Here is an 18,322-nt window from a genome sequence, read left to right on the forward strand (position 1 = left end):
GAGCCGGGTGAGGGTCAGCTGTGACAAGGCCGTGCCACATGGCAATCATGAGCACAGGCCGCTGGAGACACCGGTGACTTTGCGCTGCTTGGTGGCTTCTGTCGGAGGGGCTGTGGGTGGGCTCAGCGTTCGACACGGCAGGCGAACGTGGTGGTGCCAGGCCCGGCCTCGTGGTGGGTGCCGTCGGGCAGCCGGATCTCCGCGGATGTGCCCGGAGGCACCGTTACCGTGAGCGAGAAGCTGCCCGGGACGATGCGCCACGAAGACTCGATCCGCCCGTACGGGGAGTCGAACCTCGCTTCCGCCCAAGTGAGACCGCCACCCGGTTCCGGTGCGATGCGGAACCGGCGGTAGGCAGGGAAGTCGTCGATGAGTTGGATGCCTGACACGTGTGCGTACAGGAACTCCACGACGGTGGCGCGGGTGGGCAGGCTGAGTGCTTGGTGCGTGGAGCCGTCGGCGGCGATTCCGTCCCACTCTTCCCAGAACGTCGTGCCGCCCCGCTCGATGACCGTCAGCCAGGACGGCGAGGTGTCCTGCAGCAACAACTCGTAGGCGAGCGCGGTCTGGCCGGTGGCGGCGAGCGTCGGCAGCAGCAGGGGCGTTGAGGGCAACCCGGTGCCGGGGTGGGTGTCGGCGGCACGAATAAGCTCGGTCAGCCGTTTCGCGACAGTGTCCCGGGCCTCCTCGGATACCAGGCCGAAGGCCAATGCCCTGACCAGCGTGGCCTGGGTGTCGACGGTCGGTACGCCGTCCGGCCCGGTGAACTCCTTTTGCCAGGCGGCACGTACGTTCTCCGCGAGCAGGCGGTACTTCTTCTCGTCGTCGAGCCGGCCGAGTATTCCGGCGGCCCGGGCGACGAGGTCTGCCGAGCGGTAGAAGTACGCGGTGGAGAACACGGCGTGCTCTTTCGCCCGGTTCCTCTCGACGAACTCGGCCATGAACGCGTCGTAGTCGTCGACAACCGTGAAGTCGGGGGCGACGCCGTCCGCGTGACCCGTCCGTGGTTCGAGGTGTTCGCCGAAGTGGAATCCGGTGTCCCAGACAAACTGCTCGTGCGCGGCGGCTTGCGGGCGTCGTGCCGCTTGCGCCGGGTGCCGTAGTTCGCGGGCGGTGCGGGCGACGTAGTCGACCCACGCGGTCATGGAGGCGAACTGCTCTGCGAGGACCTGCTCGTCGCCGTACGCGCGCCACATTTCCCACGGCACTTCGACCGCTGCGTCTCCCCAGCCGGCTTGGCCGTGCGGGATGGCAAAGCGGGCGGTGAGGCTTGCGGGGCCGAGCGGGTCGGGTGAGTAGTTGCGTATCCTCCCGTCCGGCCATTGGTCGGCAGCGAGATCCCGGAGCCATTTGACCGTCAGCCCGGAAACGTCGTGCAGCAGCCGCGCGGCCGGGAGGTTGAATCCCCAGTCGGTCCACCCCGCGCATTCCCGGCTGATCTCGGTCTGCGGAATGTCGCACTCCTGGTTCCGGAAGGTCCAGAAGGCGATCTCGTGCAGCCGGTTGACCCGTTTGTCGCTGCATCGGAACCAGCCGACGCGAGGCAGGTCGGAGCCGATGACGACGGCCGTGACGGCGTCGGGGGTGATGTCTTCGGCTTCTCCCTGGACGCGCACATACCGGAAACCGTGCCGTGTGTGGCGCGGTTCGAAGACGTCCCGCGGTCGGCCCGCGGAGATCACGCGGTCGCCTTGCACCCCGCGTGACGGCTGGTACCAGGGCAGTCCCACCCGGGCGCTGGCGGTGTCCACGTCTCCCGAGGGGGTGACAGCCTCGGCGTGGGTCAGGAGCAGGGAGGCATCCCGTGGACCGGGTACGGACAGTCGGATCCTGCCGTGGATGTTCTGCCCGAAGTCGATGATCTGACTGTCCGGTGCGAGCCTGGTGATCGCCACGGGACGTAGTTCCTCCAGGCACCGCACCAAGGGTGCGGGCGACGACACGAGGCTCGCTCCCGTGGGTTCGGCAACCGCCACCCGGGACCAGGGCATTTCCTCGACACGGAAGTCGACCTCCTGGCCGTCGAAGAGGTCTGCGGCGGTGATCGGCCCGATTGCGGAGCGCCATTCCGGCCCGGTGCCGAGAAGCGACGTTGTCCCGTCGTCGTGGTCCACGTGGAGTTGCGCGAGGAACGCCGTCCTGTCACCGAACCCGTCGGAGAGGCGGTGGTAGGAGGTCCTGCCACGGAACCAGCCGTCGCTGAGCACCGCGGTGAGGGTCAGCGGCCCGGTGCCGACCAAGTCGGTGACGTCATACGTCTGTACGTGCAGGCGGGTCCCGTACACAGTGATGCCCGGCGTCAGTTCCTGGTCTCCGACGCGGACGCCGTTGAGGAACAGTTCGTACACGCCGTGCGCGGTCGCGTAGATCCGGGCACGGGATACCGGGCGGTCGATCATCGCCTCGCCACGGAGCCGATAGGCGGGTCGTGAGCCGGCCGACGGGACGGAGCCGGACTCGTCGGGGCGTATCCACGACGCGGTCCAGTCGTCAGGTTCGAGCAGGCCGGTTTCCCACTCACCGCATGGTGACCACGTGCTCTCGCCGGTCTCGGTCCAGACCTTGACCTGCCAGGTCACGATCTGCCGTGAAGTGAGCGGCGGCCCGCCATAGGGGACGAACAAGGTCTGATCGGATACGACCTTGCCGGTATCCCACGGGATGCCGCCCATGTCGCCGCGGAGGCGGTACGCGGCTTGGGCGCGTGCGCCGTCCGGAAGGCGCCAGCTGAGCCGGGGATTCCGCGTCGTCACCCCCAGCGCCGTCGTCAGATGGTCGACGCGAAGGTGTGTCGGACTGCCGCCGGCTTTCGTGTCCACGCCCTTGATCGTGCCCACGCCCCCTCACTTCCCGTTCGTATTCGGCCGTGCGATTTGGCTGGTCCAGATTGCGTCCGTCGTCCCGCACCGCGGTACCGAGGAGACGGAGATTCCCACTGTGCAGGCGTTTTGTGTCCGCATCGTGGCACTTTTGGCGTCGATGCGTGGGCAAATGCGCACCGACGCACGGTCCAGCGGAGGGGAGCTGTGGTGTCGTCCCGGTCAGTGGAAGGCCAGGCTTGTCCTTGTCTCCTCCGCAGTGCGCGTCTCCAGCGTCGCCCAGATGCACTTCCCGCCCTCGGCGTAGCGGGCACCCCATCTGTCGGCGGACATTGCGACGAGCTGCAACCCGCGCCCGAACTCGTCCTCGAACCCCGGATGACGGACCCGGGGTGTGGCTTCCGAGCCGTCGTAGACCTCCAGCACAAGGCTGTCGCCGAGGTGGAGGAGCCGGAGTCGGATGACACCGGCATCCTCGGCCGCGACGTCCCCGCCGAGCCCGATCGCGTGCCGGACCGTGTTGCCGAACAGTTCGCTGACGATGAGGACCGCGGCGTCGACGCAGTCGTCCAGGCGCCACGTGGCGAGCTGATCGGCAGTCAGGGACCGCGCCTGACTTGCGGATTCCGGAGCCCAGACGAGGTCCCATGCGGCAATGCGGTCGGAAGGCACACGTGCGGCGTACACGGCCAGCAGCGCGGCGTCCTTCTCCTGACCGGGATCCCGTGTGCACACCGTCGTGATCGCATCGCACAAGCCGTCGAGCCAGGCTCCGCGCTGCCCGTCTGCGACAGGGAAGCCTATGGGCTCCGTGTACGAGGCGATCGCCGAAGTGAGGGCTGCGGTATCCGGGGCGTGGCCGCTCCACAGGCCATCGGTGTACAGAATGAGCACGGCATCCTCTGCGAGGGGGATCTTGGTGACAGCCGGGGGCGTCGCCGCGTCACCCAGGGGCCGGCCCGCGGGAATTGGCACAAGCTCGGGGTCCCTTCCGGGGCGGATCAGGATCGGCCCGGGATGCCCCGCGCTGACCAGGCTGCAAGTACCGTCTGCTGGATCGAGCACCGCGGCCAGGCATACTGCGGAAATCGCGGGGTCGTCTGCCGGGCTCGAAAGGCGCCCCACGACGTCGTTGAGATGGGCCATGAGCTCTTCGACGGGCAGGTCGAGTGCCGCGATGGCCAGCGCCGCATGGCGGATGATGCCCATCGTGATCGCTTGTTCCAAACCGTGGCCGGTCACGTCCCCGACGATCGCCAGGACCCTGCCACTCGGCAGGGGAACGGCGTCGTACCAGTCGCCGCCGACTTCCTGCCCGGCGGAAGCGTGGTAGCGTCCCGCGGCCCGCAGCGGGCCGAGGTCGGGCAGGGTGCCAGGAAGCAGTTCTTGCTGGAGGCGTTGCGCGCGATTGCGCGCCTCCTCGTACAGGCGTGCGTTGCCCAGGGCTTGGGCGATGAAGCCGGCCAGCTCCGTAAGCAGGGAGCGGTCGGATTCGGTGAATTCGTAGGCTTCGGTCCAACCGATGACACAACATCCGACCCGATGGACCCCCACGGCCAACGGCAGTACCGCCCAGGATTTCTTGCCGCTGCGGCGGATGAGCGACCGCATGGCGGGCCACTCGTTCTCGACCTCCATGAGAGACGAGTAGAACCGGGGGGTGTGAACAGCGATGAAGTCTGTGAAGGCTGCCAGCTCGACATCCGAGCACAGGGCCAAGTCGTCGAGGGTCGACAAGAACGGTGGCCGGACCGCGTCGCCCGCAGCGGCCGCGTCAGCGGGCACGGCCGGTGCTCGGGGGGAGACGCTCTGGAGGAACACTTGGGAGTACCCGATATGTCCGACCAGGCGCGGTACCGGCCCGGTGTCGTCTATGACCAGCACGCCTCCCGCTTCGAACAGGGGCAGGACATGGCGGCGGATTGCGCCGACGACGTCGCTGGTGCTGAGCGCCCGGACCAGCGCCGCGTTCAGCTTTGCCACGCGATGCTCGTGGACGGCGGCCACTTGTGCCGCCTTCCGGCCCCCATCGGTGCGATCGGACGGCCTTGTGACGGCGTCGGCCGGAACGCCTGTCTCGCGTAGCCCGTCACCCGTCAGATCTGCCAGTGCCGTGAGGAACTGCTGCCTGTCGGCGGCGGGTAGGTCGTCGAGCAGGACGGAGACCGCGCCGATCGGTGCACCGTCAAGCGAAATCGGCGCGGCAAGGACCCCCAGGTCTTCGCATCCGGAATCGGCGGACGTGGGGGAGACGGGCGGCGACCATGCGACGCGGTTTTCGCGGACGGCGCGTGCGGGCGCGCTGTCCGAAGCCACGTCGATGGAGTCCCACTGCTCGGTGAGGTCGCTCGGGAGGTCGGTCGCCGCCAGCTTCAAGCCTTGACGGGCACGCCCGGTCAAGTGGACCAGCCCGCCCACACCGCACAGCCCGGCGACGGCCTGCTGCAGGGAGGAGGCAAGGATCTCTGCCTGACCACGCGCCCCGGCCGAGGAGACCAGCGCCAAGCGCAGCGCATCGGTTCGTGCGCGAGCCGCCGACGAGGCACCGCCGTCGGATTCAGCCGGTCCGCTCTCGTCGCGCTGTTCGGTGGGTCTTTCCGCCACGTCGGCCTCCAGGGGGAGGACGCTTGTGTGGGCTCCTGTATACACCGATTAGATACCTCTTACCACCATATATACCGGTCAGGGGATCGACTTGTTCCCCACTCGCTCACTGATCCGCTGTGCCGAGCGCACAACGGCGGTGACGAAGGCGTGCCGGCGATCGGGATGGAGTAGATCGTCGCGCCTGCCGCTGATCGAGAGTGCGGCGAGGCATCCGTGGTCCGCGTCGAAGATAGGTGCACCGATCGCCGCGAGGCCCGGCACGTTGTCCTCGGTGCTGACCGCATACCCGTTGAGGACCACCTTCTGCAGCAGATCCTCGATGTCGCGAGTGCTCACCGGTGTCAGCGCGGTCAGCGACCGTGCCTCGCCACGCTGTTCGACGCTCCGGCGCCACCGCCCCCGCAGCTCCGTGTCGCCGAAGGCGAGGAGCACACGCGGTCCCGCGCCGGCGTGCAAGGGGAGGGTGCCGCCGAGCAGCAGCCCGAAGTTCTGCAGCGTTCGGCCGTCGATCCGCTCCACACAAACGGCCCGCGTCCCACGCGGGACCGTCAGATACACGGTCAACCCGGTTTCCTCCCGCAACGCGCGCATGACCGGCAGCGCGCACGCACGTGTCCGCGACTGCCCTGCGGCTGCCCGGCCCAGCGGAAGCAGACCGATGTCCAACGCATAGCTGCCTCTCCGTGGCCCATCCGTCACCCAGCCGAGTTGCCGCAATGACGCGAGCAGCCGATACACGGTCGTTCGAGGCTCGCCGGTGGCGTCGGCAAGTTGGGCCACGGAAAGGGGACCGCGTTGGGCGAGCACATCGAGCAGCGCACCTGCTTTGCGGACAACGCGGATGCCGGAGTCGGCTGAGCCCATATTTCCGCCTCCTCGGTGAATGGGGGCGCAACTTACCACGATGCGGACACATCTGAGCTGTCCGATGGGACGTCCCGGCCTGACTCGGAGACCGTGGGCCGACGCCTGCATAGGGTCGCGGCCACCTACGAATGGAGGTGGACGGTGCCCGTCGAGCATCCATTGACAGCGGCTGTTCCCTGGACGGAGTTGACCGTCTCCGATGCGGACTGGGATGCCGCCGACCCCCGGCTGCTGCGCTCGTTGCTGAGCCAGATCCAGCTGGTCCGCTCCTTCGAGGAGACGGTCCTGGATCTTGCCGCCAAGGGGCTCGTGCACGGTCCCGCGCATTCGAGCATCGGCCAGGAGGGCGCGGCCGCGGGGTCGATCATCGGATTGGAATCCGCCGACCTGGTCAACGGCTCGCATCGAGGCCACCACCAGTTCCTCGCCAAGTCACTGGCCCACCTCGTGCCCGAGGGGATTGACCCGGTCGCTCCATTGGACGACCGCGTCCGCGTGCTGATGCGCCGGACGCTCGCCGAAATCCTCGGCTTGGCCCAGGGGTTCTGCAACGGACGGGGCGGATCGATGCATCTGCGCTGGGCCGAGGCCGGGGCGCTCGGCACGAACGCCATCGTCGGCGGCGGAGTCCCACCCGCCGCCGGCGCGGCCTGGGCGCACCGGCACGCCGGCACAGAAAACGTCGTGGTCAGCTACTTCGGCGACGGCGCGGTCAACATCGGCTCGGTCCTGGAAACGATGAACCTGGCCGCCGCCTGGAAGCTGCCGCTCTGCTTCTTCATCGAGAACAACGGCTACGCGGTGTCGACAAGCGTTGCGGAAGTCACCGGCGAGTCGCGCCTCTCCGGGCGCGGGCCCGGCTTCGGAATCCCGAGCTGGCGCGTCGACGGCATGGATCCTCTGGCCGTGCACCTGGCCATGACCGAGGCACTCGCCCACATGCGCGCCGGAAACGGCCCGACCGTGATCGAGGCCGAGGTCTACCGGTTCTTCCACCAAAACGGCCCCTTCCCCGGATCAGCCTTCGGCTATCGAGGCAAGGAGGAAGAAGCAGCGTGGCGTGCGCGTGACCCCTTGGCATTGATCTCGCACCACTTGCAGCGCCGCGAACTCGTCGATCAGGACGACCTCGACAACCTGCGAGCGGCTGCCGAGCAGGCCATGGCCTCGGCGGTCGCCGAGTTGACCGAAGAGGAACCCGGCGGGCGCGAGGGAAAACGCCGGGTACGGCCGGACCTGTGGCCCCGGCGGGACTTCGTCGACGTCGGAATCCGCAGCGACCTCGCCGAGTTCGCCGATTCGCGGTACGAGGAAGCCGACTCGTTCCCGCACCCCATGACCGAACGCCGTTTCGTCGACGTGGTCGCCCGCGTGGTGGAACGGCGTATGGAGACCGATCCATCCGTCGTGGTGCTCGGCGAGGATGTCCACCGCCTCAAGGGCGGTACCAACGGTGCCACGCGCGGGCTCGCCGAGCGTTTCCCCGACCGCGTCCTCGGCACCCCCATCAGCGAGAACGCGTTCCTCGGCCTCGCCGGAGGGATGGCCACCGACGGGCGCTTCAGACCCGTCGTCGAATTCATGTACCCGGACTTCGTGTGGGTCGCCGCGGACCAGGCATTCAACCAAGTCGGCAAGGCACGGCACATGTTCGGGGGAGGCACCGACGTCCCGCTCGTCCTGCGCACCAAGGTCGCCATCGGGACCGGCTACGGTTCGCAGCATTCGATGGATCCCGCGGGCATTTTCGCGACGAACCCGGGATGGCGCATCGTCGCGCCGTCGACGCCCTTCGACTACATCGGCCTCATGAACACCGCGCTCGCTTCGAACGACCCGGTGCTGGTGATCGAGCACTCGGACCTGTATCCCGTGTCGGGCCTCGTGCCGCAGGACGATTTCGACTACCGGATCCCCATCGGCAGTGCGGCGGTCCGCCGCACGGGCAGCCAGGTCACGGTGCTGACGTACCTGGCCATGGTGGCCTGGTCGATCGAAGCAGTGACCGCGACCGGCATCGACGCGGAGGTCATCGACCTGCGTTGGCTCGACCGGGCCAGCATCGACTGGCAGACGATCGAGGCGAGCGTACGCAAGACCGGCAACGTGATGATCGTCGAACAGGGTTCCCGCGGCACCTCCTACGGGGGATGGCTGGCCGACGAGCTGCACCGCCGCTGCTTCGACTGGCTCGATCAACCGATCCGGCGGGTGACCGGTGCCGAATCCGCGCCGAGCATCTCCCGCGTGCTCGAGCGAGCAGCCCACGCCGGGGTCGAGGAGATCAGCGCGGCTCTTCTGGCGGCCGTTCGCGACTCAGGGGGGCACTGAATGGCCAGACTGCTGCGCATGCCCGAGATCGCGGCCGGGACGGGGCATGCGACCTTGCTCGCTTGGATCCTTCAGCCCGGCGACGCGTTCGTCGCCGGTGACGAGATCGCCGAACTCGAGACCGACAAAGCCACCGTCGGTCTTCCGGCCGAGCACCCCGGCGTTGTCGGTACCCACTTGCTCCCTGCGGGTCGGGAGGTCGAGGTCGGCGCGCCGCTCGCGGTGCTGCTGGACAGCGCCGACGAGGTTCCGGACGTCGAAGCCCTGCTCAACGGGGCCGACGAAAACGGCGAAACGCCGCGCTCGGGCGACGCGGCACCTTCGCCGGATCCCTCCCGGCCCAGGCAGTTCGTCAGTCCTCTCGTACGCCGACTCGCGCGCGACCACGGCCTCGACCTGACCGGAGTCCTCGGCAGCGGGCCCGGCGGACGTGTGGTCCGACGAGACGTCGAGGGCCTTCTCTCGGTACGGACGCCCGCGGCGGGCGACGTCGGGGCAGAGCCCCGCGGGCCGCTGCCCCAGGCATCGCCACCGCCCGCGATCGACGATGATCGGACGGACCCGCGACGTGTACCGCATACGCGGACCCGCCGTACCATCGCCGCGCGCTTGACCGAGAGCAAGACCACGGTCCCGCACTTCTACCTCACCGCCGACCTGCGGGTCGACCCGTTGCTCGAACTGCGGGACCGAGTCAACCAAGCATCCCGCGACGGGCAAAGGATCTCCGTCAACGACTTCGTCGTCCGCGCGGCGGCCTTGGCATTGACCGAGGTACCCGAGGTCAACGTCGCTTGGACGCCCGACGCCATGATCCGGCACGAGCACGCCGACATCGCAGTAGCGGTGGACACCGGTGACGGGCTCCTCACACCCGTGGTGCACAGTGCTGAGACCAAGCCGATTTCCACACTCCACGCCGAGATCGCCGACCTCGCCTCCCGTGCCCGAGCCGGCAAGCTCCGACCGCACGAGTACGCCGGCGGAGGGTTCACGATCAGCAATCTCGGCATGCACGGCGTCCCCGCTTTCGCGGCGATCATCAATCCGCCGCAGGCCGCGATCCTCGCGGTCGGCGCCACCCGTGAGGCGCCAATTGCCGTCTCGGGTGCGGTAGTCGCCGCGAAGGTGATGACGTGCACGCTTTCGGTGGACCACCGCGCTGTCGACGGTGCTCCCGCCGCCCGTTGGCTGGCGTGCTTCACCGCGCTCGTCGAAGACCCGGTGCGCATCCTCGTGTGAGAGGTGCCGCGGCCGTTCCGAAGACTCGACATCTGCCAACCAGAGGGGAACCGCACAGTGCCACAACGAACGTACGCCGTCAGCGGAAGCGCGTCCGGACTCGGTGCCGCGACTTCCCAGCTGCTCATAGCCGCCGGGCACCATGTGATCGGGATCGACCGCACGGACGCCGACGTCATCGTCGATCTCGAGCAGGCAGGCGATCGCGACCGCATGGTCTCCGAGATCGCGGAACGTTGTGGCGGCGTCCTGGACGGCCTGGTGGTCAGCGCAGGAGTGGGAGGCGGACAACACCCGCCCGAGCGCGTGATCCGCGTCAACTACTTCGGTGCCCAGGCGACGTTGACCGGCCTGCGGCCGCTGCTCGCCGCGGGTACGGAGCCGCGGGCCGTCGTGCTGGCATCCATCGCCCTGTTGAGCGCGAACGACGTCACCACTCAGCTGTGCCTGGAAGGCGCGGAGGAAGCGGCGGTCGCCTCCTGCGCCGGATCGGGGCCCGTGGCGTATGCCGCGTCCAAGAGGGCCATCGCCACGTGGACGCAGCAAGCGGCGACCACGCCGGAGTGGGCAGGCGCCGGCATCGCCCTCAATGCGGTCGCCCCGGGGATGGTTCGCTCGCCGATGTCGGAGTACTACCTGGGTACGGCGGAGCAGCGAGCGGCTGTCCTGGCCACGTCACCGCAGCCGTTCAACGGGGTGGGGGAGCCGCGGGACATCGCGGAGTTGATCGTGTGGCTCACCGGGCCGGCGAACCGCTTCGTCACCGGTCAGGTCATCTTCGCCGACGGCGGATACCAAGCGGCGGTTGCGCGGGACCAGCTCCCGCGCAACGCGGCCGGTGTCGGACGATTCTGACGCGCGGCTACCGGGCGCCGGACAGATCGATGCCGGCCAGGAACTCGTGGATGATCCGGGCGACGGCCGAAGGAGACTCCAGAACCGGGAAATGGGTCTCGCCGGGCAGGCGGTACGGGGTGAACCAACTGTTCCCATCGGCGAACCGGAGGTTGGCACGCACGTATTCGGGGTCGTGGGGAAGCGTGTAGATGTGCGCGACACGGCGCGGCTCGTCGAGTGCGGCGAGCCTGTCCATGACCGTCGGCCATTTGCGGTACGACGTGCTGATCTCCCGTCCGGTGCGGTTCCAGTACTCCCGGCCATAGGACGTCATCTCGTTCCCGACGTGTTCGGCCACGTCGGAGTTGCCGCTGTCGCCGAGCGAATAGGCGAAGAACGCGGAACGGCCGGCCTCCCAGGCATCCGACTGCTGCCATTGGTCGCACCAGTCGAGAAGTACCTGCCCCGGGTCGGTGAGCCGCCAGCTCACCAGGGCCACATTGGACACCCGGCTTGCACCCAGCCGCTGACAGGCCTCCAGGTTGGCCCATCCGCCGTGCGAGCAGGACACGGTCGAGAGCTGCTCGATGTCCAGGGCATCCACGAATGCGACGATGTCGTCGGCCATGTCATCGATGCCGAAGTCGCCGAGGTGGGTGCGGTCGTCCCCGTGGCCGCGCCAATTGAGAGACAGCACACGGTAGTTGCGAGCGAGGGCGGGGGCGAGGTGCTTGAACATCCGGTGGTCCTCGTTCCAGCCCGGAAGGAGGAGGACCGCAGGTCCGGTCCCCTCGTCCCGATAGCTGATCGCGTTCCCATTGAGGGTGATCGTGGTCATCGCTTTGACAGCCTTTCCTGAGGTCGTGACAGCCGAGGGGCAGTCACGGTGTGCGAGATGAAGGAAACGTGTCCACGGCGGCGAATCGGCCCTGGACAGGTGTCCTCACGTGAACCCGTGGAGGTCCGGCTTCGGCGCCCTCCCCAACACCCCTTCGACAGCGAGTGCGACGGAGAGGAGGCGAGCATCGGACCCGCCCGGGCCGATGAGCTGCATGCCGAGGGGCAGGGCCGCCCGTTCCCGCGGCAGCGGGACGCTGACCGCGCACAGCCCGAGGTAATTCACCGGCTGCGTGTTCCGCGTCATCGTCATTGCCAGCGACAGCCCGTGACCCGGATCGGCGGCATCCATGACAGCGGGCGCGGTGGTTGTGGTGGTAGCGCTCAGCCAGCCGTCCCACCCTGCGAAGCCGGCCGCCGCGGACCGCATCGCCGCACGGCGCCGGGCTTCCAAGGCGCGTGTCTGCTCCGGCCGGACGTCGAGACCGTCGAGCGTCCGAGCGGCCACCACCGGATCCATGAGCCGGTGATCGCGTAGGACCCGTCGCGGTCCCAGCGAACCGACCAGACAGGCGGGTAGTACGACGGGGAAATACGCTTCCCGTTCCGGGGCTTCGGGCAGTTCGACCGTCTCCACCGACGCTCCGGCACCGGCCAGCGCCTCCACCGCCGCGTCGAGCACGCGCCGCACGTCGTCGTCAAGGCCGGTCCGGAAGTAGCCGTCCAGAACGCCGAGGCGGAGCCCGCTCAGGAGGGCCGGGGCGATTTCCCGTCCTGCCGTGAGGTGCGCGAAGACCAGCGCCGCATCCTCGGCGGATGCCGTCAGCAACCCCACGGAATCCAGGTGCGGCGCCAGCGGGAAGACGCCGTCCCCCGGCCAGACACCGAAGCTCGTCTTCAGCCCGAAGACGCCGCACAGTGCGGCGGGGACGCGCACCGAGCCGCCGGTGTCGGCACCCACCGCGAAGGCACACAGGCCGGCCGCGACCGCGACGCCCGCACCCGAACTGGAGCCCCCGGGGAGGCGGGGCGTCCGTTCGTCCCAGGGATTGCGAGGGGTGCCGTGCGGCTCGGAGAGCCCGGTGATCCCGAGCCCGAACTCGACGGTCTTCGTTTTCCCGAGGAGGACACAGCCCGCCTCGCGCAACCGCCGCACGAACGAGCCTTCGATCGAAACCAGATCGGTGACGTCGACCAGGGACCCGGCGGTCGTCGGCATGCCGTCGACGACGAACAGATCCTTCACCGATACCGGAACGCCCATCAGCGGGCCGAGGTACGTTCCGGCAGCGAACAACGCGTCGATCTCCCGCGCCGCCGCGAGTGCCTGATCGGATGCTACGTACTGATAGGAGCCGAGTCGGCCGTCGAGTGCCCGGATGCGTTCGAGGTAGGCCCGAGTCGCGGCCTCCGACGTCGTCTCCCCGGCACGGAACCGCTCCGCGAACCGGGGCAATCCGCCGACGGCGAGAGGGTCAGGGGTGAGCACCGACGTCCTCCTGCGCCACTGGGGTCGAATGCAGGGCCACGAACTGCCAGGTACCGCCACCGTCCTTTGCCCAGACCGCGAGCACACGGTTGTCGAGTGCCTTGCGGACGCCGTCGACGTAGATGTCCATGCGGCATCGGTTGGACACGAGTGCGTGGTCTTCGCGGACGAGGATCGTCTCTTCGCTGCGCTGGATCTCCCGGTAGTCGAACGTCCCGACCCGCACGCCCTCGAGGTAGGACGTCTTGGTATCGACGATCCCGCTCGAATGCGTGTATACGAGGTGCGGATCGAGCAGCCGGTCCAAGGTGTCGATGTCCGCGTCGATCATGGCCTGGTAGCGGGAATCTTCGTGCCGCCGGATGGTGAAAGCGTCGGTCATGGGGTCACTCCACAGTTGTGTCGGATACAAACCGTCGTTCGGGGGTGTGCACCGTGCCCGCGCCGAGGAGGCTCTCGACCGCGGGTCGCCCCAGCCCCATTGCGGTCAAGATCGCGACGGAGTCCGCCCCCGGCACGGGTGCGGGTGCGGGGGGACCGGCCGGATCCGCCGAGAACCGCGGGGCCGGGGCCGGGGTGAGGTTGCCGTCGAGGTCGAGGAACGTGCTGCGGGCGAGCAAGTGCGGATGGTGCGGCGCCTCGGCGAGGGAGAGCACCGGCGCGGCGCACGCGTCCCCGTCCAGCAGCCGCACCCATTCCGCACGTGACTTGGTCGCTATGACGTCCGCGATGCCCGCGCGTGCGCGCCGCCAATGTGCCGGGTCGTCCAGGTCGCCGTGGATCGGGTCGCCGAGGGAGAAACCGAGCTTGTCCAGCAGTTCGCGGCGGAACTTCGGCTCGATGGCGCCGACGGCCAGGAACCGGCCGTCGGCGCACGGGTAGGTGCCGTAGTAAGGCGCGGCTCCGTCGATCAAATTCGCGCCGCGGGTGTCCTGCCACCATCCGGAGGCGAGACGGCCGTAGAAGAGCGTCATCAGCAGCGACGCGCCGTCGACGATGGCGGCGTCGACCACCTGGCCCCGTCCGGTGGTGCGGGACTGCATGACGGCTGCCAGCACGCCCAGCGCGAGGAGCATGCCGCCGCCCGCGTTGTCACCGACGAGATTCAACGGCGGCGGCGGAGCCTCCGAGTCCGAGCCCATGGCATGCAGCGCGCCGGTGACGGCGATGTAGTCGATGTCATGCCCGGCGGAGTGGGCGAGCGGCCCCGACTGCCCCCAGCCCGTCACGCGCCCGAACACCAGGGCGGGATTCACCGCGAAACACTCGTCCGGTCCCAACCCCAGCCGCTCCAGGACGCCGGGGCGGAACCCCTCGATCAGGGCTTCGGCATGCCCGACCATCCGAAGCGCCAACGCGATGCCGTCTCTTTGCTTGAGGTCGACGACGATGGAACGTCTGCCGCGGTTGACCGTGTCCTGTTCGGGGCTCGGTCGGCCCGGGTCGATGCCCGGACGGTCGATCCGGATGACGTCCGCACCCAGATCGGCCAGGAGCATGCCGCAGAAAGGACCAGGACCGATGGATGCGATTTCCAGGACGCGCAAGCCTCGCAGCGGCCCCGGACGGTTCGGCCGGTCGAAGGCGGTTTCCGCGTTCATGAGGTCAACACCTCCCAGAATTCGTGCTCCGACGCCGACAGGACGCGCGCGCCCAGCTCTTCGGCCCACTGGCGTTCTGTCGTGTCTGCGTCGCGCCAAGCCCAAAGCCGCCGGGTGAAGCGGTGCAGCGCGTACTCGTTCGTGACGCCCATGGCGCCGTGCAACTGATGGGCGACCTGGGCACACGCGGAAGCGGTTTGGGCGGCGATGATGCGTGCCGCGGCGACGGGAACCAAGGCCTGTTCCGGAGTTCCGCCGCGCCACGCATCCAGGGCGCGCTCGTGTGCGGCCTGTGTCTGGACCAGCCCTGTGCGCATCTCGGCGAGTGCATGGCGCACGGCCGGGATCTCGGCCAGCGGGCGGTCGAACTGGCGCCGCTGAAGCACATGTTCGCGAGTGAGGTCGTAGACGCCGTACGCGGTGCCGAGCAGTGCGCTGGTCCGCAGGATGCCCATACGCGCGCGCAATGCCGACTGCGACGGCAGTTCGCCCGCGTCGACGACCACGGCCGACTGAACCTCGATGGTGTCGACTGGTTCGCCGGCGACATCCGCTTCCTCGACGACGTCGGCACCGTCGAAGGTGATCAGCTGTGGCGGCGCGTCGGCATGCACGACGATCGCCCAATGTGCGAGACGCCCCCAACGCGCCTGGAACCGTCTCGTCGGCAACCCGGCCTGCATATGCGGAACCGCGACGACGCCCAGGCCGGTGGCAGGCACCGCCGCGACTCCCTGCGCGGCCCACGCCGCGGTGGACGCCTCCACGAGCGGGGTGCCGTGCCCGTAGGTGGCCAGCGCCTGGACGACCACGGCCAGGTCGTCCAATTCACCCCCGACGCCGCCGTGGTGCTCGGGGATGCCGATACGCGGCAGTCCGAGTTCCATCAGGGTGGACCACAGCGAGAACGGCACTTCCTCCGCGTGTCCACGGCCGCGCGGACTCGGAAATCGGCGGTTCAGCTCGTCCACCAGCGCGAACAGTTCCTGGGCGAGTTCACTCATGCGAAGCCGCGCTTTCGTGGCGGTCGAAGAACGCGCTCAACGCGGCGCGGTGCTCCTGTGTGGAGAACATGAACGATTGGCCGAGCAACTCGAAGAGCATTGTGCTCTCCATCGAGCTCTCGAACGACCTGGCCAGGATCGCCTTCATGACGGCGACGGTCGTGGCCGGCCGCGTTGCCAGATCGGCTGCCAACGCGGTTACGGTGTCGGCCAGATCATCGTGTCGGACGACCCTGCCGAACAGCCCGAGCGCGGCGGCCTCCTCGGCCCCGAGCACCTCACCGGTGAGGCACATGCGACGCGCTCGTTGAAAACCGACGATGCGCGGCAGAAGGAACAGTCCGCCCAGATCGGGTATCAGACCCAACCGGACGAACGTCTCGCCGAACCGGGCGTGCTCCGAGGCGACCGCGAAATCGCACGCGAGCACCATGTTGGCGCCGCCGCCCGCAGCGACGCCGTTGACCGCGGCAATCGTGATCTGGGGGAGCTGCCACAAGCCGGCGAACCAGCGTTGGCTCGTGTGGCGCATAAGGTCGTGCAATGCCTCGTGGTCGGCGCCGATGAAATCCCGGGCGTCGGCGCCCATGCAGAAGTGTTCGCCCGCACCGGCGACGACGACGACCTTCAGCGTCCGGTTCTGCCGAATCCACTCGAAGCACGAGACGAGTTCGGCCCGCATCGCGAGGTTCATGGTGTTTCCGACGTCGGGACGATTCAGCGTCACCGTCGCGACCGTGCCGTCAACCGCCAGCAGTAGCGTGGTGAACGAAGGTGTCTCTTCCACGGCCGCCCTCCTGCCTGGACACGAGATCGAGCAGTACTTCCGCCGCGCCGCCGCGCAGACTGAACGCGGGGGACGCGAGTAGCGTTTGCCAGAACAGAGAATCGACCGGCTCTTCGCCGAAGAGGCCGAGTTTTCGGGCGAGTTCGACCGAATGCTGTTCGAACCGCGTGCCCAGGACCTTCAGAGTCGCGGCTTCCATGACAGGTACCTCACCGCGGTCCACGGCCCCGGCGACGTCCCAGCACAGCCGGCGTAGCGCGGCCAGTCGGGCAGTGAGATCGCCGACGTGTGCGGCGGTCGCCGTGTCCGCGGGACGGGCGGCGGCACGCTTCAGAATCTCCACCACCAGCGGGTAGGTGGACAAAACCCTTTCCGGCCCGCCGCGTTCGAACGAGAGTTGCTCGGTGACCTGGCGCCAGCCGTCGTCCTGATTGCCGAGAAGCCGATACTGCGGCACGAAGACGTCGACGAAGGCCACTTCGTTGAAATGGTGCTCGCCGGTCATGTCGGCGATCGGCGAGACCGTGATTCCGGGTGTGGCCATGTCGACCACGAATTCGCTGAGCCCGTCCTGCCTGCGCGGCATACGGGCCGTGCGGGCCAGCACATAGATGTGGGTCGCGCGGTGCGCGTGGCTGGTCCAGAGCTTGCGGCCGTTCACCAACCACCCGCCCGGGACTGCGCGTGCGGTGGTGCACACCGAGGCGAGGTCGGACCCCGCTTCCGCCTCGCTCATGCCGATGGCGCACACGATGTCGCCGGAGCAGATCCGCGGCAGCAGTTCGTGCCGCAGGCGATCGCTCCCATGGCGCAGGATGGCCGGGCCCACCTGCCGGTCCGCCGTCCAATGGGCGGCGACAGGTGCGGCGGCGCGAAGCAACTCTTCGGTGACTGCGAGGCGATCGCGGTTGGTGGCCCCTGCGCCGCCGTACCTCGTGGGCCAGCTGACGCCGATCAGGCCCTCGGCACCAAGGGCTTTGCTGAAATCGGGGTCGAACGACCTCAGCCACGCGTCGCTTCGCGGCAGGTAGCGGTCGGCCGCCTGCCAGCTTGTGCACAGGTCGCGGACCCTCCTGCGGTAGCCCGTGTCGTCAGCGGCCTTCGTAGACACCGGTCCTCCTCTCCCTCAGCGCCGCCCTCGCCTCTGCGGAATCGCGGGTCGCCGCGACCACGGCCAGATGCGACGAGATCAGGTCGAGAGCCGTCCGCAGATCGTGGCGCGCTCCCTCGTACGCCGCCCGCTTGATCAGCTGCACCGCGACAGGCGGCCGCTCGGCTATGCGCCGTGCGAGCCGGTAGGCGGTGTCCAGCAGGTCGTCGTCGGGGCATACCTCGCTCACAAGCCCGATCCCGAGGGCGGCGTCGGCGTCCAGTACCTCGCCGGTCCACATCAGGCGCAGCGCGTGCTGCATGCCGACGAGGCGGGGCAAGTACCAGCAGCCGCCGTCACCGGGGACCGCACCGACGTTGATGTACGCCTGGCAAAACCGGGCGGACTCCGCGGCGATGCGCAAGTCGCACATCAATGCCATGTCCATGCCGGCTCCGTAGGCGGGGCCGCGGATCGCGGCAATGACCGGTTTCGTCATGGCTTCCATGGCGAAAGCGACCTGGTGCACGGTGGTCAACGTGCGTTTGTCGCCCCACGGGTCGCCGCTGCTCCCGGGCGTGTAAACGTCCAGGTCGACGCCGGAGCAGAACGAGTCGCCCGCACCTGTCAGCACCACCACCCGGATATCCGGGTCGGCCTCGGCACGGTGCAGGTGCCCGACCCAGGGCGCGAGCATGTCGAGTGTGAAGGCGTTTCTTCGCTCGGGGCGGTTGAGGCACAGCGTCGCGATGTGCCCGTCCACGGTGAACCGGAGGTCGTTCTCGTTGTTGGAAGCTCGCATCGTGTCTCC

At 68.6% G+C, this 18,322-nt stretch carries 14 protein-coding genes; 3 read left to right on the forward strand and 11 right to left on the reverse strand.

Features of this window, described 5'->3' with window-relative positions:
- Positions 1–122 precede the first annotated feature (122 nt).
- From ABEA93_RS26150 to ABEA93_RS26160, 3 genes are all read right to left on the reverse strand, one after another.
- Positions 123–2,819 (reverse strand): family 78 glycoside hydrolase catalytic domain, encoded by a 2,697-nt coding sequence (locus ABEA93_RS26150; protein WP_345678224.1) that lies wholly within the window; start codon positions 2,817–2,819, stop codon positions 123–125.
- Between the two features lie 222 nt (positions 2,820–3,041).
- Positions 3,042–5,423: a SpoIIE family protein phosphatase gene (locus tag ABEA93_RS26155; protein WP_345678225.1), complete on the reverse strand. Its 2,382-nt coding sequence runs from the start codon at positions 5,421–5,423 to the stop codon at positions 3,042–3,044.
- A gap of 78 nt (positions 5,424–5,501) precedes the next feature.
- Entirely contained in the window at positions 5,502–6,290 is a 789-nt protein-coding gene (locus tag ABEA93_RS26160; protein ID WP_345678226.1) for an IclR family transcriptional regulator, read from the reverse strand.
- 189 nt (positions 6,291–6,479) lie between these two features.
- Between ABEA93_RS26160 and ABEA93_RS26165 the strand changes: the two genes are divergently transcribed.
- The 3 genes from ABEA93_RS26165 to ABEA93_RS26175 are packed head-to-tail and all read left to right on the forward strand — an operon-like array spanning position 6,480 to position 10,721.
- On the forward strand, positions 6,480–8,624 hold the full coding sequence (locus ABEA93_RS26165; RefSeq protein ID WP_345678227.1) for an alpha-ketoacid dehydrogenase subunit alpha/beta: 2,145 nt from the start codon (positions 6,480–6,482) through the stop codon (positions 8,622–8,624).
- Between the two features lie 18 nt (positions 8,625–8,642).
- Complete coding sequence (locus ABEA93_RS26170; RefSeq protein WP_345678228.1) at positions 8,643–9,866, forward strand: 2-oxo acid dehydrogenase subunit E2; 1,224 nt, start codon at positions 8,643–8,645, stop codon at positions 9,864–9,866.
- A gap of 57 nt (positions 9,867–9,923) precedes the next feature.
- On the forward strand, positions 9,924–10,721 hold the full coding sequence (locus ABEA93_RS26175; protein ID WP_345678229.1) for an SDR family oxidoreductase: 798 nt from the start codon (positions 9,924–9,926) through the stop codon (positions 10,719–10,721).
- A gap of 7 nt (positions 10,722–10,728) precedes the next feature.
- Here ABEA93_RS26175 and ABEA93_RS26180 read toward each other — a convergent pair whose 3' ends face one another.
- From ABEA93_RS26180 to ABEA93_RS26215, 8 genes are all read right to left on the reverse strand, one after another.
- The gene (locus ABEA93_RS26180) at positions 10,729–11,541 is read right to left on the reverse strand and encodes an alpha/beta fold hydrolase (protein ID WP_345678230.1); all 813 of its coding nucleotides are present in this window, start codon (positions 11,539–11,541) and stop codon (positions 10,729–10,731) included.
- Positions 11,542–11,646: 105 nt separating this feature from the next.
- On the reverse strand, positions 11,647–13,029 hold the full coding sequence (locus tag ABEA93_RS26185; RefSeq protein ID WP_345678231.1) for an amidase: 1,383 nt from the start codon (positions 13,027–13,029) through the stop codon (positions 11,647–11,649).
- The gene (locus ABEA93_RS26190; protein ID WP_345678232.1) at positions 13,016–13,411 is read right to left on the reverse strand and encodes a nuclear transport factor 2 family protein; all 396 of its coding nucleotides are present in this window, start codon (positions 13,409–13,411) and stop codon (positions 13,016–13,018) included. Before ABEA93_RS26190 ends, ABEA93_RS26185 begins: the two co-directional genes overlap by 14 nt.
- A gap of 4 nt (positions 13,412–13,415) precedes the next feature.
- Complete coding sequence (locus ABEA93_RS26195; RefSeq protein WP_345678233.1) at positions 13,416–14,630, reverse strand: CaiB/BaiF CoA transferase family protein; 1,215 nt, start codon at positions 14,628–14,630, stop codon at positions 13,416–13,418.
- Entirely contained in the window at positions 14,627–15,634 is a 1,008-nt protein-coding gene (locus ABEA93_RS26200) for an acyl-CoA dehydrogenase family protein (RefSeq protein WP_345678234.1), read from the reverse strand. The genes ABEA93_RS26195 and ABEA93_RS26200 overlap by 4 nt, the downstream gene beginning before the upstream one ends.
- Positions 15,627–16,421, reverse strand: a complete 795-nt coding sequence (locus tag ABEA93_RS26205) for an enoyl-CoA hydratase/isomerase family protein (protein WP_345678235.1) — start codon at positions 16,419–16,421, stop codon at positions 15,627–15,629. Before ABEA93_RS26205 ends, ABEA93_RS26200 begins: the two co-directional genes overlap by 8 nt.
- Complete coding sequence (locus ABEA93_RS26210; RefSeq protein WP_345678236.1) at positions 16,378–17,532, reverse strand: acyl-CoA dehydrogenase family protein; 1,155 nt, start codon at positions 17,530–17,532, stop codon at positions 16,378–16,380. The genes ABEA93_RS26205 and ABEA93_RS26210 overlap by 44 nt, the downstream gene beginning before the upstream one ends.
- A complete protein-coding gene (locus ABEA93_RS26215; RefSeq protein ID WP_345678237.1) occupies positions 17,513–18,313 on the reverse strand; it encodes an enoyl-CoA hydratase/isomerase family protein in 801 nt (266 codons plus the stop codon). Before ABEA93_RS26215 ends, ABEA93_RS26210 begins: the two co-directional genes overlap by 20 nt.
- Between the last annotated feature and the right edge of the window lie 9 nt (positions 18,314–18,322).

The organism is Yinghuangia aomiensis, assembly GCF_039542225.1.
GTDB classification, from domain to species: domain Bacteria; phylum Actinomycetota; class Actinomycetes; order Streptomycetales; family Streptomycetaceae; genus Yinghuangia; species Yinghuangia aomiensis.